Source organism: Streptomyces sp. NPDC048479, from assembly GCF_040651435.1.
Lineage (GTDB): Bacteria > Actinomycetota > Actinomycetes > Streptomycetales > Streptomycetaceae > Streptomyces.
The window spans coordinates 257,097-277,008 of sequence record NZ_JBEZKA010000001.1 but is presented as its reverse complement, the minus strand read 5'-3'; the positions used below and the strand labels follow the sequence as shown (position 1 = coordinate 277,008).

At 69.7% G+C, this 19,912-nt stretch carries 20 protein-coding genes; 11 read left to right on the top strand and 9 right to left on the bottom strand.

What is annotated here, in order from left to right; translation table 11 throughout:
• Positions 1 to 61 precede the first annotated feature (61 nt).
• Together AB0D12_RS01280 and AB0D12_RS01275 are read left to right on the top strand one after the other, a co-directional pair.
• Positions 62 to 1,186 carry a polysaccharide deacetylase family protein gene (locus tag AB0D12_RS01280; RefSeq protein ID WP_362675746.1) on the top strand — a complete coding sequence of 375 codons (1,125 nt, stop codon included), beginning with the start codon at positions 62 to 64 and terminating at the stop codon, positions 1,184 to 1,186.
• A gap of 60 nt (positions 1,187 to 1,246) precedes the next feature.
• Positions 1,247 to 2,449: a hypothetical protein gene (locus AB0D12_RS01275; protein WP_362675743.1), complete on the top strand. Its 1,203-nt coding sequence runs from the start codon at positions 1,247 to 1,249 to the stop codon at positions 2,447 to 2,449.
• Between the two features lie 157 nt (positions 2,450 to 2,606).
• On the opposite strand, the gene AB0D12_RS01270 is transcribed toward AB0D12_RS01275, so the two are convergent.
• The 4 genes from AB0D12_RS01270 to AB0D12_RS01255 all read right to left on the bottom strand — a co-directional run bounded on the left by AB0D12_RS01270 (position 2,607) and on the right by AB0D12_RS01255 (position 7,341).
• The gene (locus AB0D12_RS01270; protein ID WP_362675741.1) at positions 2,607 to 3,191 is read right to left on the bottom strand and encodes a winged helix-turn-helix domain-containing protein; all 585 of its coding nucleotides are present in this window, start codon (positions 3,189 to 3,191) and stop codon (positions 2,607 to 2,609) included.
• 382 nt (positions 3,192 to 3,573) lie between these two features.
• Complete coding sequence (gene glnII, locus AB0D12_RS01265; protein ID WP_362675738.1) at positions 3,574 to 4,593, bottom strand: glutamine synthetase; 1,020 nt, start codon at positions 4,591 to 4,593, stop codon at positions 3,574 to 3,576.
• An 88-nt stretch (positions 4,594 to 4,681) separates the two neighbouring features.
• The gene (locus AB0D12_RS01260) at positions 4,682 to 5,863 is read right to left on the bottom strand and encodes a hypothetical protein (RefSeq protein WP_362675735.1); all 1,182 of its coding nucleotides are present in this window, start codon (positions 5,861 to 5,863) and stop codon (positions 4,682 to 4,684) included.
• Positions 5,860 to 7,341, bottom strand: a complete 1,482-nt coding sequence (locus tag AB0D12_RS01255) for a hypothetical protein (RefSeq protein ID WP_362675732.1) — start codon at positions 7,339 to 7,341, stop codon at positions 5,860 to 5,862. The genes AB0D12_RS01260 and AB0D12_RS01255 overlap by 4 nt, the downstream gene beginning before the upstream one ends.
• Before the next feature lie 181 nt (positions 7,342 to 7,522).
• Here AB0D12_RS01255 and AB0D12_RS01250 point away from each other — a divergent pair, with 181 nt between their 5' ends.
• The gene (locus tag AB0D12_RS01250) at positions 7,523 to 8,437 is read left to right on the top strand and encodes a Gfo/Idh/MocA family oxidoreductase (RefSeq protein ID WP_362675729.1); all 915 of its coding nucleotides are present in this window, start codon (positions 7,523 to 7,525) and stop codon (positions 8,435 to 8,437) included.
• Positions 8,438 to 8,554: 117 nt separating this feature from the next.
• On the opposite strand, the gene AB0D12_RS01245 is transcribed toward AB0D12_RS01250, so the two are convergent.
• Entirely contained in the window at positions 8,555 to 9,277 is a 723-nt protein-coding gene (locus AB0D12_RS01245) for a hypothetical protein (protein WP_362675726.1), read from the bottom strand.
• Positions 9,278 to 9,372: 95 nt separating this feature from the next.
• Complete coding sequence (locus AB0D12_RS01240) at positions 9,373 to 10,815, bottom strand: PLP-dependent aminotransferase family protein (protein WP_362675723.1); 1,443 nt, start codon at positions 10,813 to 10,815, stop codon at positions 9,373 to 9,375.
• A gap of 47 nt (positions 10,816 to 10,862) precedes the next feature.
• Between AB0D12_RS01240 and AB0D12_RS01235 the strand changes: the two genes are divergently transcribed.
• Positions 10,863 to 11,339, top strand: coding sequence for a carboxymuconolactone decarboxylase family protein (locus AB0D12_RS01235; protein WP_362675721.1), 477 nt, complete (start codon positions 10,863 to 10,865; stop codon positions 11,337 to 11,339).
• Positions 11,340 to 11,379: 40 nt separating this feature from the next.
• Entirely contained in the window at positions 11,380 to 11,511 is a 132-nt protein-coding gene (locus AB0D12_RS01230) for a hypothetical protein (protein ID WP_362675718.1), read from the top strand.
• On the opposite strand, the gene AB0D12_RS01225 is transcribed toward AB0D12_RS01230, so the two are convergent.
• Positions 11,508 to 11,870, bottom strand: coding sequence for an arsenate reductase family protein (locus AB0D12_RS01225; RefSeq protein WP_362675715.1), 363 nt, complete (start codon positions 11,868 to 11,870; stop codon positions 11,508 to 11,510). The genes AB0D12_RS01230 and AB0D12_RS01225 overlap by 4 nt on opposite strands.
• 121 nt (positions 11,871 to 11,991) lie before the next feature.
• On the opposite strand from AB0D12_RS01225, the gene AB0D12_RS01220 reads away from it, so the two are divergent.
• Positions 11,992 to 12,261, top strand: coding sequence for a hypothetical protein (locus AB0D12_RS01220; RefSeq protein ID WP_327323157.1), 270 nt, complete (start codon positions 11,992 to 11,994; stop codon positions 12,259 to 12,261).
• A gap of 295 nt (positions 12,262 to 12,556) precedes the next feature.
• The gene (locus tag AB0D12_RS01215) at positions 12,557 to 13,891 is read left to right on the top strand and encodes a glycoside hydrolase domain-containing protein (RefSeq protein ID WP_362675712.1); all 1,335 of its coding nucleotides are present in this window, start codon (positions 12,557 to 12,559) and stop codon (positions 13,889 to 13,891) included.
• Between the two features lie 22 nt (positions 13,892 to 13,913).
• Here AB0D12_RS01215 and AB0D12_RS01210 read toward each other — a convergent pair whose 3' ends face one another.
• Together AB0D12_RS01210 and AB0D12_RS01205 are read right to left on the bottom strand one after the other, a co-directional pair.
• Entirely contained in the window at positions 13,914 to 14,756 is an 843-nt protein-coding gene (locus AB0D12_RS01210; RefSeq protein WP_362675709.1) for an MOSC N-terminal beta barrel domain-containing protein, read from the bottom strand.
• Between the two features lie 117 nt (positions 14,757 to 14,873).
• Positions 14,874 to 15,467, bottom strand: a complete 594-nt coding sequence (locus AB0D12_RS01205) for a GNAT family protein (RefSeq protein WP_362675706.1) — start codon at positions 15,465 to 15,467, stop codon at positions 14,874 to 14,876.
• A 154-nt stretch (positions 15,468 to 15,621) separates the two neighbouring features.
• On the opposite strand from AB0D12_RS01205, the gene AB0D12_RS01200 reads away from it, so the two are divergent.
• From AB0D12_RS01200 to AB0D12_RS01185, 4 genes are all read left to right on the top strand, one after another.
• Positions 15,622 to 15,978 (top strand): helix-turn-helix domain-containing protein, encoded by a 357-nt coding sequence (locus tag AB0D12_RS01200; protein WP_362675703.1) that lies wholly within the window; start codon positions 15,622 to 15,624, stop codon positions 15,976 to 15,978.
• A gap of 245 nt (positions 15,979 to 16,223) precedes the next feature.
• The gene (locus AB0D12_RS01195) at positions 16,224 to 17,093 is read left to right on the top strand and encodes an arpA protein (protein WP_362675700.1); all 870 of its coding nucleotides are present in this window, start codon (positions 16,224 to 16,226) and stop codon (positions 17,091 to 17,093) included.
• Positions 17,094 to 17,162: 69 nt separating this feature from the next.
• Positions 17,163 to 18,008 (top strand): class I SAM-dependent methyltransferase, encoded by an 846-nt coding sequence (locus AB0D12_RS01190; RefSeq protein WP_362675697.1) that lies wholly within the window; start codon positions 17,163 to 17,165, stop codon positions 18,006 to 18,008.
• 26 nt (positions 18,009 to 18,034) lie between these two features.
• A complete protein-coding gene (locus AB0D12_RS01185; RefSeq protein ID WP_362675694.1) occupies positions 18,035 to 19,834 on the top strand; it encodes a choline/carnitine O-acyltransferase in 1,800 nt (599 codons plus the stop codon).
• Positions 19,835 to 19,912: the final 78 nt, after the last annotated feature.

Sequence of the window (19,912 nt, the reverse complement as noted above, 5' to 3'; positions counted from 1 at the left end):
CCGCCGTCGCATTCCACTTCGCTGACCACCTCGGCGGCGACGAACATCAAGGATCTCCCGCATGTCCGTGCACTACCGGTCGTCGACCGTACCGGCTCTCGCGCTCCTGGCCGCCTGCTTCCTCACCCTCATCATGCCCCTGTCCGGCCTGCCCTCAGCACACGCGGCGACGACGACCGTCGTCTCGCTCACCTTCGACGACGGCAGGCTGTCCCACTTCACCGAGGCCCGGCCGATCCTTCGTGCCCATGGCATGCGGGGGACGTTCTACCTGATCAGCAGCAGCCTGGACAGGCCGCAATACATGAGCACGGCGCAGGCAGCGCAGCTTGCCGCAGAGGGCAACGAGATCGGCGGGCACACCCTGCACCATCCCCGGCTGCCCAACCTGAGCGCCACCGAGCAGAAGCGCGAGATCTGTGACGACCGCAAGGCCCTGCAGAAAAAGGGGTTCTCGGTCCGCAGCTTCGCCTACCCCTTCGGTGCCGCCGACGCGGCCTCCCAGCGCGCTGCCGCCGAATGCGGCTACACCAGCGCCAGGGGAGTGGGAGGCCTGGTGACCCCGGGGCACTGCGACGGGTGCCCGTACGCCAACCGGATGCACCCCGACAACGCGTACTACATCCGGACACCGGGCTCCGTACAGACGTCCACAAGCCTGAGCAACCTCAAGGATCTGGTCACACAAGCCGAGAAGCGTGGGGGCGGCTGGGTCCCACTGGTCTTTCACCATGTCTGCGACGGGTGCACACCCACGTACGGGATCAAGCCGAAGGTTCTGTCCGCGTTCCTGGACTGGTTGAAGACCCGCGCTTCGGCCGGCACGCGTGTGGCCACGGTCGGCGAAGTGATGTCCAGCAACGGGAAAAGTACGGGGCAGAGCAGTACCGAGCTGAGCAGTACTGAGCAGAGGAGTACCGAGCTGAGGAGCACCGAGCGGAGCAGTACCGAGCAGAGGAGTACCGAGCGGAGCAGTACTGAGCAGAGCAGTACCGAGCAGAGCAATGCCGCACTGCGCAGCATCGGGCTGGGCAATGCCGCGCTGAGCCGTACCGGGCTGAGCAGCACCAGTGCCAGAACCGGCGGACTCGCTCCTGGTCCCGCACCGTTGTGGGACCCCACCCTCGGTCTCCTCGCCGTATGGGGACTGCCGACGATCGGAGCCATCCTCGCAGCATTGGCCTGATCACCGGACTGCGCCGGTCACATCGGGGCTGCCCCACCCATCGTCCAGAAGGAGAAGCGCATGAAGATCCCGGTTTCCGTACCGCAGCGGAGAGGTAGAACACCGGCTCCCGCAATCCTGTTGGCCCTGTTGTTCTCGCTGGTGGCGTCGGTATGTGCCACGCCGCTGGCGTTCGGGGGGGCCCGCGCCCCCAGTGCGGTCGCGTTGACCGGTGTCCAGGCGATCGCCGCCGGGGACAGCCACACCGTGGCGCTGATGAAGGACGGCACCGTCAAAGCCTGGGGGATGAACACCAACGGCCAGATCGGTGACGGCACCAACATCGACCGGCTCACCCCCGTCACGGTCCCCGGGCTGACCGGAGTGGTGGCCGTCTCCGCCAATGGCCACCACACCGTGGCGCTGTTGTCGGACGGCACCGTCCGGACCTGGGGCTGGAACGCGTTCGGGCAGCTCGGTGACGGCACCACCACCGACCGGAACTACCCGGTCAGCCCCGTGGGGCTGACCGGCGTGCGGACCGTCGCGAACGATGACGGCCACACCATCGCCCTGATGTCCGACGGCAGCGTCAAGGCCTGGGGCTGGAACGCGTACGGGCAGCTCGGGGACGGCACCACCACCGACCGGCTCACCCCCGTCACGGTCCCCGGGCTGAACAACCCAGGGGACATCAGCGTCGGCCATGCGCACACCGAACTCGTACAGCCGGACAAGACCGTCGTGGCCTGGGGAAACAACTACGACGGCCGCCTCGGAGACGGCACCATCATCCACCGCCACGAGCCTGTCAAGGTCCTGGGGCTGACCCGGGTGCGGTATGTGGCGTCGCACAGAGCCCACAGCCTGGCCGTGCGGAACGACGGTACCGTCCGGTCCTGGGGCTGGAACTTCTACGGGCAACTCGGTGACGGCACCACCACCGACCGACACACCCCGGTGCTGGTTCCCGGACTGAAGGATGTGCGGAATGTCGCGACCGGCGTGGCCCACAGTCTGGCCTTGCAACAAGGCGGCAGAGTCAAGACGTGGGGCTGGAACCTCTTCGGTCAGCTCGGTGACGGCACCACCACCGACCACCTCATCCCGGTGACCGTTACCGGGCTGTCCCGCGTGCGGGCGGTCGAGGCCGGGGACAACCACTCCGTAGTGCTGATGTCGGACGGCACAGTCCGGACCTGGGGTAGCAACGAAAGTGGCCAGCTCGGTGACGGCACCACCACCGACCGGTACCGTCCCGTCAAGGTAATCCAGTCCTCATAGTGCTGGGCCTGCTCCTGCGCCCACCGGCGCGCTCGGACCGGCTCCCGTCACCGCGCACCGAAGCCCTCGTAGCCCAGCTACGAGGGCTTCGGCAGATACGGCCGACGCGTATGCCGGTCGTCCCGACCGGTCGGACACCGCCCGGACAGGACTTGGCTCAGGGCGTGTACTTGTAGCCGACCCGCCGTACGGTCTGGATCGTACGGCGGCGCTCGGCGCCCAGCTTGCGGCGCAGCCGGGCGACATGGACGTCGACGGTCCGGCCGTCGCCCACATGCCCGTAGCCCCACACGGTGGTCACCAGCTGGTCGCGGGTGTGCACCCGGTGCGGATGCGCCACCAGATGCGCCAGCAGCTCGAACTCGAGGTAGGTCAGATCCAGCACCTGCCCGTCCACCAGGGCGGTGCGCTGGACGCTGTCGATCGACACCGGTCCGGCGCCCTCCTCGGCCCGGGCCGGCGTGGGTGACTGCACCAGAGCGGCCGGCGGCTGCTGATCGGCCGGTACGAGAACGAGGTAGCCGATCATCGGCGGCTGACCGGGCAGGGTGGGCAGAGTGTGCTGGGGCGCGGGAAGCCAAGTGGCGCCCGGCGGGAGGAAGTCCACCACCTGCCCGGTGGTCACGACCTCGTCCCGGTCGACGGCACGCAGCCGGTGCCGACCCGGACTGATCGGATTCTGGTTGACGGCGGTCGCAGCGGAGACGGCGGGTACGGCGGAGAAGGAACGGGAGTTCGCCATGAGAGGTCAGCTCTTTCGCGCGGAGGAGTCGTCGAGTCGAGAGGACGGACGTACGTCGTGCGCGCTGGCCGAAGACCGGGGTGAGCGGCTTTAGAGGGCCTGCGCGTTCACCGCGCGGCAACACACCCGGTCGAAGTCATGGTGCTGCCGGGAAGGCCAGAACGGCTCAAGGTCGCTGCGACCTGTCGCGATGTGCTGGAAGCTGGCCATGTCCCTATTGAAGCAGATGTCGTCCGGCGGCAGCAGTGGCCTTCCGCACGTTGATACGGACGTTGATACGCGCATTGATACGGACCTGACGGACACTCGGCGCGATCCACGCCGAAGGGCGCCCGCCGGCGGGACCGGCGGACGCCCTCGTGGGTGCGGCATGGCAGCGCGATCAGACCTGGCCGGCCTTCTCCAGCGCGGTGCAGCAGGTGTCGACGATCAGCCGCGTCACCATGTACGGGTCGACGTTGGCGTTCGGACGACGGTCCTCGATGTAGCCCTTGCCGTCCTGCTCGACCTGCCACGGGATACGGACCGAGGCGCCGCGGTCGGAGACGCCGTAGCTGTACTCGTTCCAGGGGGCGGTCTCGTGCAGACCGGTGAGGCGGTCGTCGATGCCCGCGCCGTAGTTCTTGACGTGGTCGAGCGGCTTGGAGCCCTCACCCAGCGACTCGCAGGCGGTGATGATCGCGTCGTACCCCTCGCGCATCGCCTTCGTCGAGAAGTTGGTGTGCGCGCCCGCGCCGTTCCAGTCGCCCTTCACCGGCTTCGGGTCGAGCGTCGCGGAGACCTCGAAGTCCTCGGCGGTGCGGTACAGCAGCCAGCGCGCCACCCACAGCTGGTCGGAGACCTCCAGCGGCGCCAGCGGTCCGACCTGGAACTCCCACTGGCCGGGCATGACTTCGGCGTTGATACCGGAGATGCCGAGGCCCGCCTTCAGGCAGTTCTCCAGGTGGGCCTCGACGACGTCACGGCCGAAGATCTCGTCGGAGCCGACACCGCAGTAGTAGCCGCCCTGCGCGGCCGGGAAGCCGCCCTCGGGGAAGCCCAGCGGGCGGGAGCCCTTGAAGAAGGTGTACTCCTGCTCGATGCCGAAGATCGGCTCCTGGGCGGCGAACTTCTCCGCCACCTCGGCGAGCGCGGCACGCGTGTTGGTCTCGTGCGGCGTCATGTCCGTGTTGAGGACCTCGCACATGACCAGGACGTTGTCGCCGCCGCGGATCGGGTCCGGACAGGAGAAGACCGGCTTGAGCACGCGGTCGGATGCGTGGCCCTTGGCCTGGTTGGTGCTGGACCCGTCGAAGCCCCAGATGGGCAGCTCGGCGCCGTCCGCCAGTATCTTCGTCTTCGAGCGAAGCTTGGCGGTCGGCTCGGTGCCGTCGATCCAGATGTACTCAGCCTTGAAGGTCACGGGGCCTCATCCTTTGCGGGTGCAGCGGTATGGGGCGCAGCTTCGCAATACGGGATTTCCCGTCCGTTGCCCGTTTGTGAACCCCACGTTACGCCGAACAGGCGGGCGGAGCTGTCCGTCCGTGAGCGGGTTCGGCCGAGGCCGCAAGCGCGACGCCGTGCTCGTTGAGCAGGGACTCGAAGCCCGCGGCACGGATCCGGCGTACGAGATCGAGGTAGCTGGTGCCCAGCGCCTCGGCGGTCCGGCCCAGGTGCCAGTCGTGGTCGTGCAGCCGGTTCAGCAGATGGCCGCGCCGGACCTGTGCCTCGGAGAGCCGGAAGGTCTTCAGATAGGCGACGCGGCCCTTGTGGTCGGTGATCACCTCGCCGATGTGCTGCTCCGGCTCCCCGCGCCGGAACGGCGGCAGAAAGCGCCACAGACTGAACGAGCCCATCCGGTAGACGCGCTCGAAGAGGTACGACGGGTCGAGCAGCCGGCCCGCGAACAGCGTGTCGTGATCCTCGGCCCAGGCGCGCTCCTGCGCGCGGGCCGCCGCCCGCAGATCGACGATCGTCCGCAGATACGGGCTGTCGCGGATGCGCGCCTCGAAGTCGGGGACCGGGCCGCCGAAGTACGCGTACTGATGGACCAGCTCTCCGTAGAGATCCTCGATCAGGGACGGGTGCAGGGCGCGGTAGTCGGCGGGGTGCGGTACGACGAAGGCAGCGGCGAGCGAGTCCGCGGCGTACATCAGCACACCGCACTGGCCCGGGTGTATCTCGAAGATCCGCAGCGCATCGCCGAGGCCGCGCACCTGCCATCCCGCGTAGGCGTCCTCGGCGCGCGGCGACAGGCCCTGGCGTACCGCCTGCTGGGACCACTCGTCCCAGACGACGGACGGGCCGCCGAAGTGAAGTGCCAGATATCCCTCCAGCGCGAGATGGAGAGGAAGGAAACGCAGCCGGTCCTCGGTGCTGCCCTTTGCGGAGCGGCGCTTGGCCATCCGGTGGTGACGGCGCACGGGGACGCAGGCGGGCCGCTCGTCGCCCAACTGTGTTCCGTACGCGGCGGACCGGCCGCCCTCGCCCGACCAGTCCGCGACGAAGCCGTGCGGGATGTAGGAGAGATAGTGCGTACGAGGGCCGACCTGGACGTCGCCGTAGCCGCCGTAGATCTCGTGGTGCAGCCGCAGCCCGTCCACCGGCTCCTCGCGCACCAGCGGCACCAGCCGGATGCCGCCCCACACCTGCGCGGGCATGGTGGTCAGCCCGGTCATGTCGAGCTCGTTCATCGCGCCCTCTCCAGGTGTCGGTCCGGGTGGTGGCCGTCCAGGAAACGGTCCGTCCGGCGGTCCAGATACGTCTGGAGCTCGGCCAGTCCCGTCCGCCCCTCCGCGAACTGCGCGATCTCCACCAGCGCCGCCAGATCCTCGGCGTCGCGGATCCCTGCCGTCGGCACGCTCGGCGTCAGCCGGCGCACATCAAAACCGTCCGCGTCGTATACAGGGTTCACATGCACGACACTCGTCCTCCGGTCCCGGTCGAGGCGGGTGCGCCAGACTCGCAGTACCTCGCCCGCCAGCCCCGGCGGCGCGTTGTCCCAGCCGTCCGAGACGATCACCAGCCGGTCCGGCGAGTCCTCCAGGGCATCGAGGATCCGGGTGCCGAGCGGGGTCGGCCCCCAGGGGCGTACGAGCAGCGGATCGGCCGCTCCCGAGGTCCAGTGCGCGCGGTACGAACCGGCCAGCGCCTCCAGCAGGAAATGGCAGCCGAGCGCGACCGCGAGCGGACGGCGGCGCTTGACGCCCGAACCGGAGGCGGAATAGCTGTCGTCCAGCACGGCCGACACCCGCCCCCACGTCCCGGCGTACGGCCCCGCCGCACGCAGCGCCGCGGCCCGCAGCGCACCGGTCAGCTCCGCACGCCGCCGTACCCGCTCCGCCACCTCGAGGGAGAGTACGTACAGCGCGAGGCGGGTGAGCGGCATGACGCTGAGGTCGGTCTTCGTCCCGGCCCGCTGCGTACGCAGCCGCTCCAGCCGGGTCATACGCGGCGCGATCCGCTCCAGGAACGCCCCGCGCGGGATGCCGTGCTTCGCCGCGAAGCCCTCGGCGACGGTGAACGGCAGATCGTAGACCGCGACCTGCTCGAAGTGGGCGCGGCGGTACGCGTCCAGGAAGGCGTGCTCGTAGCGGACGCGCCGGCCGGGACGGAACAGGAAGTCGCCGAACTCTCCGCCCGCGAACTCGCCTTCTCCGAAAGGAAGATGGGCATGGCGAACGGCGGTCTTCAGACCGCCGCGGTACTTCACCGCGTCATGGCCGAGATCGGGCCGCGCCGCCAGCCAGTCGCGCAGGATCGCACGGGTGCGGCGGTTGTTGACCTTGGCGGCGCGCAGTGTGCGGAACAGCCGGTAGACACGCTGCGGCGGCAGCACGGCCAGCCGCGCCGCTATCAGCCGGCCCTCCGTCCGCTTCTGCGCGTCGCTCGCCTCGCCCGCCGTGCGCAGCAGCTGCTCCACGATCCGGGCGGCGTTGTGGTCGTTGATGTCGAGTGCGAGCGCGGCGGCGTACACAGACCGGTAGTTGACCCGTACGTACTCATGGAGGAAGGAGAGCGACAGCTGTTGCGCGTACGCGTCGGAGCGGAATTCACGCTGTCCGGTCGACGTCACGGCGGCGTTCACGAACAGGAGCACATCCTCGGCAGCGACCAGATCGGCGTGCGTCTCGATGGTCGGTTCAGCGTCGGCCCCGGCGGTCTCCGCCATCGTTTCTCCCCGTACGTACAAAGACGGAAGCCGACCGGGGAATGAGGGCGCGAACAGCGAAATCACTGCGTTAGAAGCAAGTCCCGGAAGTCGCACCGGAGTCCCGCGGCCGGCTCCGAAAACGTAACACCGTTCGTTTCGCGTTCCCCGGCATTTTTCTCCACGGGGCAGACTGGGCCGTATGACGAAGCCCGCGAAGCAGCTGCGTATCGGACTCCTCGGGGCCGGGCCCTGGGCGGAGCGCACCCAGGCCCCCGCGCTCGCCGCCCATCCGGATGTCGAGTTCGCCGGCGTGTGGGGGAGGCGGGCCGAAGCGGCCGCCGCGCTCGCCGCCGTCCATGACACGACGGCGTACTCCGGCGACGACGGAATCGACGCGCTCTTCGCCGACTGCGACGCGGTGGCCTTCGCGCTGCCGCCGGACGTCCAGGCGCCGCTCGCGGCGCGGGCGGCCGCGGCCGGCTGCCACCTGCTGCTGGACAAACCGGTCGCGACGACGGTGGCCGGAGCGCGTGAGACGGCGGAGGCGGCGGCGAGGGCCGGGGTCGCGTCGGTCGTGTTCTGTACCTTGCGCTTTGCCGCCGAAACCGCGCCCTGGATTGACGAACAGGCGAGGGTGGACGGCTGGTTCACGGCCCATGCGCGGTGGCTCGGTTCGCTGTACGCGCCCGGCGGGGACAGCCCGTACGCGGCTTCTCCGTGGCGGCGCGAGAAGGGCGGGCTGTGGGATGTGGGCCCGCATGTGCTGTCCGTACTGCTTCCGGTGCTCGGCGATGTGACGGAGGTGACCGCGGCTCGTGGCCCGGTCGACACCGCGCATCTGGTGCTGCGGCACGAGTCCGGGGCGTCGAGCACGGCGACGCTGAGTCTGAGCGCGCCGGTGAAGGCTTCGGGCGTGAGTATCGAACTTGTCGGCGATCGGGGGGCGGCGGTGCTGCCGGCCTGGGGCGACGCGATCCGCTCGTTCGAGGCGGCCGTCGACGCGCTGCTGGAGTCGGCGCGGACAGGGCGGGCGCACGACTGCGACGTACGGTTCGGGCTGCGGCTCACCGAGATCCTGGCGCAGGCGGAGGCGGAGCTTCTGCTGCGTGGTTAGAGCTGTGAGCTGTGGTGCTGCGTGGCCAGAGCTGTGAGCGGGGGCTCAGTCGGTGAGCGCGGTGGCAAGGACGGTGCCGTGAGGAGGCGAACGGCACCGTCCTGGAATCCGTCAGCGTCAGCTGACGCGCTCGATCCGCGCCTTGCGGATGAGGAACTTGCCGGGCTCACGAACCTGCTCGAAGGCCGCGTTGTTCAGCAGGGCGCAGCTGCCGGAGGCGGAGGCGACCTTGACAGTCGTCGACTTGTTGTTGTCGAGGTTGGTCACCTTGAGGGTGGTGCCGACCGGGAACTGGTTGCTGGAGGCGGCGGGGGCGCCGCCCTCGCCGGAGAGGGTCACGGTCGAGCCGGCGCAGACGACCTCGCCGACGTTGCCCTGGCCGCCGCCTGCCTGGTTGCCGGCATCCTGGCCGCCACCTGCCTGGTTGCCGGCACCCTGGCCGCCACCTGCCTGGTCCCCGGCACCCTGGTCGCCGCCCGCACCGGCGGGGGGCTGCGACTCGGCGGGCGGTGCGGCGGGCTGTGACTCGGCCGGGGGCGCGGCCTCGCCACCACCACCGGCACCGCCGCCGACCTCGCACCCCGAAGCTTCCTGCTGCCGCTTGATCTGCTCGATGACGGCCTGTCGGTTGGCGATCCGCGCCTCGGACTGCGCATCCGGATTGGCGCGCTGGTCGGCGATGAACTTCTCGTTGTTCTGGAGGGCGGTGACCAGCCCGTCGCAGGCCACCGACGCCTGACTGGTGCCAGTCATCACCACCGCCGTACCGCCTGCGAGGGCGGCGGCGCCGACAAGCAGAGCGATCTTCTTCTTCCCGCTGAGGGTCTTCTTGCGTGACACGTGGGACTCCTGTCGGGTGGGTTCCGTGTGCCGTTACGTACGAGTAGCCATTCCGTTCTTCTCAGCACTCTCACCTACAACTTCCTTAACTTTCCTTAAGGTTGTTGCTGCTCAACGGGCGGCAGCGCCCGGCACAGCGCGTCCAGCGCCCCGGCGTAGACGTGCTCCGGCGGTGTCGCATAACCGATGACCAGTCCGTCCCGCCCGTCCGCGGGGAAATCGGCGTGCCGGTAGTCGGCGAGCCCCTCGACGGCGAGCCCCTGCCAGGCCGCCGCCTTCACCACGGCCCGCTCGGACCCCGCCGGAAGTTCGAGCACGGCGTGGAGCCCCGCCGCGATCCCGGTCACCCGCACCTGCGGCGCCCGCTCCGCCAGGACCAACACCAGCTGGTCGCGCCGGCGCCGGTGGCGCTGCCGCATCTTCCGCACATGCCGGTCGTACGCCCCCGAGGTGATGAAGTCCGCGAGCGTGAGCTGCTCCGTGGCGCTCGACCACTGCTCGCGCTCACCCTTCGCCGCCACCACCTCGTCCACCAGGTACTCGGGCAACACCGTCCAGCCGATACGGAGGGTGGGGGAGAGGCTCTTGCTCACCGACCCCATCAACACCACCCGGTCGGGGTCGAGGCCCTGCACCGCTCCCACCGGCCGGCGGTCGTAGCGGAACTCGCCGTCGTAGTCGTCCTCCAGGACCAGCCCGCCCGTCGACCGCGCCCAGTCCACGACGGCGGCCCGCCGCTCCGGATGCAGCGGACCGCCGGTCGGGAACTGGTGCGCGGGAGTCAGCAGCACGGCGTCCACCGCGCCCAACTCGCCTATCCGGGCGCCATGTTCATCGACCGGCAGAGGTGTGGTGCGTATGCCGCCGTCGGCCAGCAGTCCGCGGTGGAACGGCAGCCCGTACGACTCCACGGCCCACCGTCCGCCCGCGACCGCCGCCATCAGCCGCAATGCGTGCGCGGCCCCGGAGCAGACGACGATCCGCCGCGGATCGGTCCGCACCCCGCGCACCCGCGCCAGATACCCGGCCAGCGCCTCCCGCAGCTCGGCCCGCCCACGCGGATCGCCGGGCCCGAACGCATCGTGCGGCGCGGTGGTCAGTGCCCGCCGCGCGGAGGCCAGCCACGCGCCGCGCGGAAAGGCGGAGGGGTCGGGCTGCCCCTGCACGAGGTCGTACGTCGGCCGGACGGTTCTGGCCGCAGTGCGCTGTCTGCGTACGGAAGCGACCGGCGCGACCTCTCCCCTGCCCGGCGGTGGGCAGGCCCCCTGCGCGACCCGGGTCCCGGACCCCTGGCGCGCGGTGAGCCATCCCTCGGCGACCAGCTCGGAGTACGCGTCGGCGACGGTGTTACGGGCGATACCGAGGTCGGCGGCGAGGGAGCGGTAGGGCGGCAGCTTCGTCCCCGGGGCCAGTCGCCCGCTCCTGACGCCTTCGCGCAGGGCCCGCATCAGAACGGCGCGCCGACTGCCCGGACCCGTCAGCTCCAGATGCAGATCCGCACCCAGGATCTCCGCCAAATTGACCCATGAATCTGCCACTGAAATGCACCCCATTGCCGGTCGCCTGAGCCTCTAGATTCGTACACATGACGACGACAGAGATCAACACCCCGACCACCGCCCGCATCAACTTCGCGAAGCTGGCCCCGAAAGCCTTCCGCGCCGTGATCGGCCTGGACGCCGCGGCCCGCGAGGGCCTGGACCCGACGCTGGTCGAACTGATCCAGGTCCGCTCCTCGCAGCTCAACCACTGCGCGTACTGCCTGCACATGCACACCGCCGACGCGCGCAAGGCGGGCGAGAGCGAGGAGCGCCTGCACATGACCGCCGTCTGGCGGGAGGCGAAGCACTTCTTCACCGAGAAGGAACAGGCGGCGCTCGCCCTGACCGAGGCGGTCACCCTGGTCGCCGACGGCGGAGTGCCGGACGCGGTGTACGCCCACGCGGCGGCCCACTTCGAGGAGCAGGAGCTGGCTCACCTGCTCGCCCTGATCTTCACCATCAACACCTGGAACCGCATCGCACTGGCCACGGGCAAGGTGGCGGGCACGGACGAGCGGTGACGGCCGAAGAGCGGTGACAACTGGTGAGCGGTGACAGCTGGTGAGCGGTGGGCGGCTCCTCATCAACCGCCGCCCCATCGACGCCCGCCTCGTCCACACCAATGCCGAAGCCGCCTACCACGCCGCCCGCGCCGGAGCCTTCAGCGGCGAGTCGTCCCCGGCGTCGTCCTAGGACCGGCCGAGTGCGTCCCGTACCGCCTCGTCCGTACGCGCCACGACGGCCGTCCCGTCCTCAGCCGTGATGATCGGCCGCTGGATCAGCTTGGGGTGCTGCGCGAGCGCCGCGATCCACCGCTCCCGCGAACCGTCGTCGCGAGCCCAGTCCTTGAGCCCCAGCTCCTTCGCCGCGGCCTCCTGGGTCCGCGTGATGTCCCACGGCTCGAGCCCGAGCCGCCCGAGGACGGCCCGGATCTCCTCCGCGCTCGGCACGTCCTCCAGATAGCGCCGGACGGTGTACGTGGCGCCTTCCTCGTCGAGAAGGTCGATGGCGCTGCGGCACTTGGAACAGGCCGGATTGATCCAGATCTCCATGCCCCCACCGTACTGGCTCGACCACCCTCAAACACCGTCTGGCCAGCGGCGATTGTCAGTGATGGGCAGTAGAATGAACAGTAGTTCGGGATGGTCCCGCCACCGCGCCAGGAGGTTGCCGATGGCCGTTGCCACACTCACGACGAAGCCCGTGTACAAGCCGCTGAAGAAGAAGCCACTGCCGGCCGGACAGCCGCGCGAGTGGTACGTGTCCCACAACCGCCGGTTGAAGGCCATGCGCCTGGCGATCGCCCTGCTGGACTCGGGCGTCTATCACCCGGCGACCGCAGACAACCGCAAGATACATGCGACGGCGGAGCGCATCGGGGTCCACCCGCCGTCCGACACGACGTGCCGGATGGTGCGGGCACTGATCCGCTACGGCCGCTGAACAGACTCAACAAGCTGAGCAGCGCGAACAGCTGGACAGCGTGAACAGCTGAACAAGCCGAACAACCGCGTCCCGCCGCTGTCACCCGAGGTGACGGCGGCGGGACGCGCACGTCTTCGGGAAGCTGCGCAGACCGGATGCCATCGGCGAGGCTCTCGGGGCACTCGCGCCGCCTGTCGGCAACTGTGACTCGCCCGGCCACAAGCTCCTCGTAACAACTCAAACGGCATAGGGTGCAGTTGGCGCACATTGGGGCATTCTGGTCCCACTCGGTTCGAGCTGCCCTGGGGGAGTCATGTCCCATCCGCACCGCACCCTTCGAAGTTTCCTCGTCCTCGCGGCGGCCGGCGTGCTGGGTGCCGGCGCCGCGCTCGCCTTCGCTCCGCCCGTCGCCGCCGAACCGGCGACACCGGTCGCCTATCCCGCGGGAGCGAGCGCAACCCGGTACTCCGGACTGGCCTTCGACACCTGTACGGCACCGCCGCTGTCGGCGATCCAGACGTGGAGCGCATCCCCGTACCGCGCTGTCGGTGTGTACATCGGGGGCATAAGCCGCACCTGCGCCCAGCCGGAGCTGACCGCGTCATGGGTGACGTCCGTATCGGCGCTGAAGTGGCGTCTGCTGCCCATCTACAAGGGCCTGCAACCGCCTTGCGGCGGCAGGCCCACCGACGCCAAGATCAGCCGGGCCGCCGCGACCGCCAGGGGCCAGGGAACCGCGGCGGCCGCCGACGCCGTCGCCAAGGCGAAGGCGCTCGGTATGCAGCCCGGCAGCGCCGTCTACAACGACATCGAGCAGTACACGCAGACCGACGCCACATGCCGGACCGGAGTGCTGGCGTTCGTCTCCGCCTGGACGAAGGAACTGCACCGGGTCGGCTATGTCTCGGGCGTCTACATGAACCTCAACTTCGGTGCGAAGCAGCTCTCCGACGTCTTCACGTCCACCTCCTACGCCCGTCCCGACGCGCTGTGGATCGCCCGCTTCGACGGGGTCGACTCGCTGAAGGGCTGGACCGGCATCGCCGATTCCACGTGGGCGGTCCACCAGCGGGCCAAGCAGTTCAAGGGCGATCACGACGAGACCTACGGCGGCGTCACCCTCAACATCGACACCGACCGGCTCGACGCGCCGGTCGCCACCGTGGCGTACACGTACACGGTGACGAGCTCCACCACGCTCAACGCCCGCACCGGCCCCTCGACCAGCTCCCCCGCCGCCGCGTCGCACGCGCCCGGATCCGCCCTCAAGGTGGTGTGCCAGGCGCCCGGTTCCACCGTCGGCACCACCGCCGTATGGGACAAGCTCTCGGACGGCACCTACGTCACCGACTACTACGTCAGCACCCCGTCCAACACCGGATACAGCGCCCCGGTGCCGCGCTGCACGTACCCCTACCAGACCACCGCGGCCGGCGGCCTCGCCGAGCACACGGGCGCCGGCACCTCGTCCGCTGTCCGTGGCACGTCCCCCAACGGGTCTTTGGCGTGGATGGTCTGCCAGCGGTCCGGCTCGGCGGTCGGCACCACCAAGATCTGGGACCGGCTCGACAACGACCGCTATGTCTCGGACTACTACGTGGCCACACCCAGCAACACGACCTACAGCAAGCCGGCTCCGCGCTGCTGACGTACATGCCCGGGGCGATCGCTCAGGCAGCCGCCCCGGGCGCCCACGTCGGCACTGCCGCATCGCCGACGCCCAACGTCCCGTGCCCGAGGACCGCCGCCTTCATACCGAAGCTGACCTTGTTCTGGTACTCCGGCTCCCGCCGGTACGTCGCGAGCGTACGGATCGGCTCGGGGCCTACGCGGAGCCCTGTGAGCTGGTCGACCAGCGGGACACCGCACCGCATCGCCCGGACCGCGTAGGCGAGCCGGACGGTCCCGATCTCCAGCCGTCGCATCTCGTCCTCGGCGTGCGGCTCCGCGCAGCCGCCGAGGACGATGTTCGGCCGGAAGCGGTCCATCGGCACCGGAGCCGCGCCACGCTCCGCGATCCGCGCGTTCAGTCCGTCCACCGACGCCTGAGACGCCACCAGCACGGCATGCGCGTCCGCGAACCCGACCTTGCCCGGCGTCTCGCCCCAGCCGTCCCGGTCGAAGTCCGAAGGCACCCGCGCCAGCCGGGACTTCGCCCCCAGCACCTCGGAGAACCACTCCGCGGCGGCATCCCCCTGATCCGCGCCCTGCCCGATGGCCCGCCCGAACATGCTCACCGGCCGCCGCTCGCCGTCCGGGTCGACCGCCAGCAGCACGCTCTCGACCCCGTCGGCGGACAGCCGCAGTGACGCACCTCCGTCGACGATCCCGGGCCGGATCGCGGCCATGGCGGGCAGCGTGCGCTGACTGCGGAATGCACCGTCCGAGGCGTCGACGACCATGAAGGTACGGTCGTGCTCGAGCCCCGTCTCGCCGACCCGGGCGGAGTCGACTTCCGTACCGGCGCAGCCCTTGACCGGGTAGTACGTCAATTTCTGCACAGTGATCCCCATGCCGCTCGATCGTACGTGCGCGCGGCGGCGTGGCGACCCCCGGTCAAGGCCCCGAGACGGTCAAGGCCCCGAGACGGTCACCGCCTCCGGCGGATCGCCGCCTCGCGACCCGGCAGGTCAGATCCGGGCGCTGAGGCGCGCCTTCGCGGCCGGCCACTCCTCCGTGAGGAGGGAGAAGTACACGGTGTCCCGCCATGTACCGTCCGGGCGTCGGCGGTGGCGGCGCAGCACACCCTCGCGCCGGGCCCCCAGACGCGCGATGGCGGCCTGCGACCGCTGGTTCATATGGTCCGTCTTCAACTGGACGCGCCCCATGCCCAGCTCCTCGAAGGCATGCGTCAGCAACAGCAGCTTCGCCTCGGTGTTGACCGCGGTGCGCCAGGACGCGCGCCCGTACCAGGTCCAGCCGATCTCCAGACGCTCGTTCTCCGCGTCGACGTCCATGAACGTGGTCCAGCCGACCGCCCGGCCGGTCGCGCGACGGATGACGGCGAACGGTATGTACGTGCCGTGCTCCGCGGCTTCAAGCAGTTCACCGAGCGTGGCGCCGAGTTCGTCCTGCGTATGCGGCGTCGGGCCGCCCTGCCAGCGCCAGACCTCGTCGTCTCCGCCGCCCGCGGCGAAGAGGTCGCCGAGATGCTCCATCGTCAACGGTTCGAGGCGCACATGGCGGCCAGTCAGTGTCAGAGGCAATGGTGTCTGGGCAGGCATGGCTCGAACCGTAACCATTTTCTGCACTAGCCGCAATCCTGTTTTGCACTAGTGCGATGCCCTACCGATTAGGCTTGCCGCGGGCCCTGAATCGATCAAGTATGCAGTTCCAAGTGGGTAGTTACCCCAGGGCAAGCGGCGGGAGGGGCGGGGCATGGGGAACGTACGGAGACCAGGGGCGTATGTCTGCGGGATCGACGCGGCGATGGACGTGGTCGGCGGGAAGTGGAGGGTGCTGATCCTCTGGGCGCTCAACGAACAGACCTGCCGCTTCGGCGAACTGCGCAGGCTGGTGCCGGGCGTGACCGAGAAGGTTCTCGCCTCTCATCTGCGGGAGTTGGAGGCAGACGGCATTGTGCATCGCGAGGTCCATGCCGAGGTACCGCCTCGCGTCGAGTACTCGCTGACCTCGCTCGGGGTCTCACTCAACGACGCGCTGGCGCCTCTCGGCGCCTGGGGACGGGAGAACGTACTCGCGGGCTCGGTGGACGCTCACCAGCCACAGCCCTAGGTGCCGAGCCTCCTCACGGAACGAGTGTGCCGCGTCGGCGCAGTGTGACGTGTCACAGACAACTCGGCGGTGCTGTGGGAGTTTCAACTGTGTTACTCCCCAGTGGAGTTGCTGAAGAGCCGAGGATGAGGACCGGACGGCACGACGGACCGCATCGGTCGCCCCGCGAGGGCGCCGGGGGCGGAACCGAGGGCCGGCGGCGGCATCCGGCTCGAGACGGTCTGCCCGTACGTGGAGAGGATCGAATGAGCACTCTGGAAGCCATGACGCTCGACCAGGTGGTCGACACGGCTCGGTACCCCCTGCCGGAACTCGAGAACGCCGAGGGACAGGCCGTGGTTGCCCGTGCCCGGCGCGAACTGTCGACACTCGGCTGCACCGTGCTGCCGGACTTCATCCGCCCGTCGCTCCGAGATGTCCTGCAACAGGAGTGCTCGGCCATCGCCCCCCGGGCACACTTCGAGGTCGAAACGGTCAACGTCTACAACATCGCGGTGGACTCGGCTCTGCCGGAGGATCACCCCGGCCGGAGGACCTTCCAGCGGGGCAACGCGTTCGTCGCGCGGGACCGCGTCCCCGCAGACTCCCTCATCAGCCTTCTCTACTCGCACACGGTGTTCCAGCGCTTCGTCGCCCGCTGCTTCGGACTGCCGCAGCTGCACGAGTTGGCCGACCCGCTCTCCGGGCTGGTTCTCAATGTCGTCGCGCCGGGTATGGAGCACCCCTGGCACTTCGACACCAACGAGTTCACCGTGAGCATGCTCACCCGGCAGGCGCAGGACGGCGGCCTCTTCGAATACTGCCCGAACATCAGGTCCGCGCACGACGAGAGCTTCGACGACGTCCGGGACGTACTGGACGGCCGGGGTGAGCGGTTGACCAGGCGCCTCTCCCTGCAACCTGGTGACCTGCAGCTGTTCAAGGGCCGCTACTCGCTGCACCGGGTGAGCCCCGTGCGGGGCGAGGTCGCGCGCCACTCCGCGATATTCGCGTACAGCGAGCGCCCCGGAGTCATCGGCAGCGTCGCACGGACCCGGCAGCTCTTCGGCCGGGTACTGCCCGAGCACCTGGCGGCCGAGGGCCGGGCCGTCCGGGGCGACCGACTGCTGGATTAGCAGACCGCGAAGGAGTGCAGTCGTCGCAGGCCGTTTCCCCACTCTGAGATCGACCGAGGAGTAAGCCCTGTGCGTTTCGACGCGACCGGAAAAGTCTCTCTCGACCACATCTACACCCAGCCCGATCCCCGCAGCTATTTCCGCCTACTGCGCCCGCTCGGCTACTGCGTTCCGCAACAGGCCAAGCCCTACTTCGCGAAGCTCATCAAGGAGTACCGGGAGTCCCAGCACGTCACGGTGCCGAAAGTGCTGGACATCGGCTGCTCGTACGGAATCAACGCCGCCCTGCTGAAGTACGACGCGACGATGGACGAGCTGTACGCGCGCTACGACGACGAGGATCGCGAGGGGGAGAGCCGCGAAGCCCTGCTGGCCCGCGACCGCGAGCTGTCCCGCTCGCGCCGACCCGCCCAGCCCATCCGCTTTGTCGGCCTCGACACCTCCGGCAGCGCGCTGTCCTACGCGCTCGAGGCCGGGTTCCTCGACGACGCGGTGCACGCCGACCTGGAGGACCACGAGCCCACACCGCGCCAGCGCGCCCAGTTCGCCGGGACGGACCTGGTGATCTCGACGGGCTGCCTCGGCTATGTCACCGAGCGGACGCTCGGGCGCGTCATCGAGGCACAGGGCACCCGCCGGCCCTGGATGGCGCACTTCGTGCTGCGGATGTTCCCGTTCGACCCCGTCGAGCGCGCACTGGCAGGGCTGGGCTACCGGACCATTCGTGTCGAAGAGGTATTCAAGCAGCGGCGGTTCGCCTCTTCGCAGGAACAAGCGCTCGTACTCGAGCGCATGTCGGCCGCCGGAGTGGATGCGCGGGGCCTGGAAGCGGAAGGCTGGATGTACGCACAGCTCTTCCTTTCCCGGCCCCACGACATCCCAATTCCCAACGATCCGAATCGAGAGCAGAATTGAAGATCAGTCAGGACGTAGCAGGCAACGTGACCTTCGCCCAGGAGGACAGCCTGCCGCGCGTGCCCCTGCCCACTCTGGAGGCGAGCTGTGAGAGGTTTCTCGCCTGGTCCGCGCCGCTGCTGAGCGCCGACGAGCGGGCGGCGACCGAGGGTGAGGTGGCCGCCTTCCTCCGGCCGGACGGCCCCGGCCGGGTGCTGCACGCGGCGCTGGAGGAGTACAACGCCGCGGAGGGCGTGCACAGCTGGCTCGATACCTTCTGGCCCTACCGCTACCTGGGCCGCCGGGACCGGATCGCGCTCAACGCCAACTTCTTCTTCCTGTTCCAGGACTCCGGCCAGGCGCAGGTGGAGCGGGCGGCCGGGCTCATCGCCGGGGCTCTCAACTACAAGCGGCAGCTCGATCAGGAGCTCATTCCGCCGGTGGTGCAGCGCGGAGCGCCCCAGTCGATGGTGCAGAACAAGTTCCTGTTCTCCGCCACCCGGATCCCCGGTGCGCAGCAGGACACCGTCCGCGCCCCCTACACCGACCAGTGGCCCGGCCCGTCCGACGCCCGGCACGTCGTGGTGTTCTTCCGGGGCAACATGTTCCGGCTGGACGTGCTCGGCTCGGACGGTGTCCCGCACAGCCTGGACGACCTCGAGGCGGGGCTGCGCGCCGTGATGAAGTCCGGCGCCGAGCCGGCCGGCGCGGACTCCTCGGTGGGCCATCTGACCACCATGGCCCGCGCGGAGTGGGCGGCCGCCCGCGAGTCCCTCCTCGCCCGCCACCCCCGCAACGCCGACGCACTGGACGACGTCGAGACCGCGCTGTTCTGCGTGGCTCTGGAGGACTTCGCACCCGCGGACACCCAGGACACCTGCGACCAGCTGCTGTACGGCGACCGCGGCAACCGCTGGTTCGACAAGGCCGTGTCTTTCATCGTCTTCGCCGACGGCCGGGCGGGCATCAACGTCGAGCACTGCGAGCTGGACGGGACCACCATCCTCAGCTTCACCGACGCCTTGCTCAGCGCCCCGGCAGAGGAGCACTCACTGCAGTCCGGGGCCCGTTCCCAGGGGCTGCCGGCGCTGGAGCCGATCGTGTTCGAGCTGGACGACGCCCTGCGGGCCCAGGTGCGCTCGGCCGCCGACGCGTTCGCGGCGTACGGGCAGAACACCGCGACCAGCACCGTGTCGTTCGCGGACTTCGGCAGCAGCGCGATCAAGGCACTGGGGGTGTCGCCGGACGCATTCGTCCAGGTCGCCTACCAGCTCGCCCACCAGCGCGCGAAGGGGCACCTGGGCGCCACGTACGAGTCGATCGCCACCCGGCAGTACCGGTACGGGCGGACCGAGGCGATGCGCGTTGTCACCCCCGAGATGCGGGAGTTCGTGGCGGCGATGGACGACCCGGCGACGGACGCGGACACCCGGCGCGCCGCGTTCCGGGCCGCCGCCCAAGGCCATGTGGCGCGCGCGAAGGAGTGCCAGGCGGGGCAGGTGCCCGAGCAGCACCTGTGGGAGCTGGAGCTGATCCAGCGGCGGCGCGGGGCCGAGCTCGGGGTGACCGAGCAGCCCGCGCTGTACCGGACGCCGGGCTGGCTGACGATGCGGGACGACTACCTGAGCACCAGCTCCGCGCCGTCCGAGAACATCCAGTACTTCGGCTTCGGCTCGACCAGCAGCCGGTGTATCGGTGTGGCGTATGTGCTGCTGCCCGAGCGCTTCAACCTCTACCTGAGCACGCCGCTTGCGGTGGCCGACCAGATGCGGACGTTCGCCGACCGGCTCCGGGAGGCGGTGGCCGAACTGCGGGAGCTGGTGTCGTCGGAGGGGTCCGAGGACTGAGCGGCCCGGGACGGGCCAAGGCGGGCTGACCAAGCCCGGGGGCCGACTCGTCAACAGAGTCGGCCCCCGCACACGGCT

Bases quoted from the DNA above. Each gene is read 5' to 3' on its own strand.
- AB0D12_RS01280 (WP_362675746.1), top strand. From the start codon at position 62: ATGTCCGTGCACTACCGGTCGTCGACCGTACCGGCTCTCGCGCTCCTG.
- AB0D12_RS01275 (WP_362675743.1), top strand. From the start codon at position 1,247: ATGAAGATCCCGGTTTCCGTACCGCAGCGGAGAGGTAGAACACCGGCT.
- AB0D12_RS01270 (WP_362675741.1), bottom strand. From the start codon at position 3,191: ATGGCGAACTCCCGTTCCTTCTCCGCCGTACCCGCCGTCTCCGCTGCG.
- AB0D12_RS01260 (WP_362675735.1), bottom strand. From the start codon at position 5,863: ATGAACGAGCTCGACATGACCGGGCTGACCACCATGCCCGCGCAGGTG.
- AB0D12_RS01255 (WP_362675732.1), bottom strand. From the start codon at position 7,341: ATGGCGGAGACCGCCGGGGCCGACGCTGAACCGACCATCGAGACGCAC.
- AB0D12_RS01250 (WP_362675729.1), top strand. From the start codon at position 7,523: ATGACGAAGCCCGCGAAGCAGCTGCGTATCGGACTCCTCGGGGCCGGG.
- AB0D12_RS01235 (WP_362675721.1), top strand. From the start codon at position 10,863: ATGACGACGACAGAGATCAACACCCCGACCACCGCCCGCATCAACTTC.
- AB0D12_RS01225 (WP_362675715.1), bottom strand. From the start codon at position 11,870: ATGGAGATCTGGATCAATCCGGCCTGTTCCAAGTGCCGCAGCGCCATC.
- AB0D12_RS01220 (WP_327323157.1), top strand. From the start codon at position 11,992: ATGGCCGTTGCCACACTCACGACGAAGCCCGTGTACAAGCCGCTGAAG.
- AB0D12_RS01215 (WP_362675712.1), top strand. From the start codon at position 12,557: ATGTCCCATCCGCACCGCACCCTTCGAAGTTTCCTCGTCCTCGCGGCG.
- AB0D12_RS01210 (WP_362675709.1), bottom strand. From the start codon at position 14,756: ATGGGGATCACTGTGCAGAAATTGACGTACTACCCGGTCAAGGGCTGC.
- AB0D12_RS01205 (WP_362675706.1), bottom strand. From the start codon at position 15,467: ATGCCTGCCCAGACACCATTGCCTCTGACACTGACTGGCCGCCATGTG.
- AB0D12_RS01200 (WP_362675703.1), top strand. From the start codon at position 15,622: ATGGGGAACGTACGGAGACCAGGGGCGTATGTCTGCGGGATCGACGCG.
- AB0D12_RS01195 (WP_362675700.1), top strand. From the start codon at position 16,224: ATGAGCACTCTGGAAGCCATGACGCTCGACCAGGTGGTCGACACGGCT.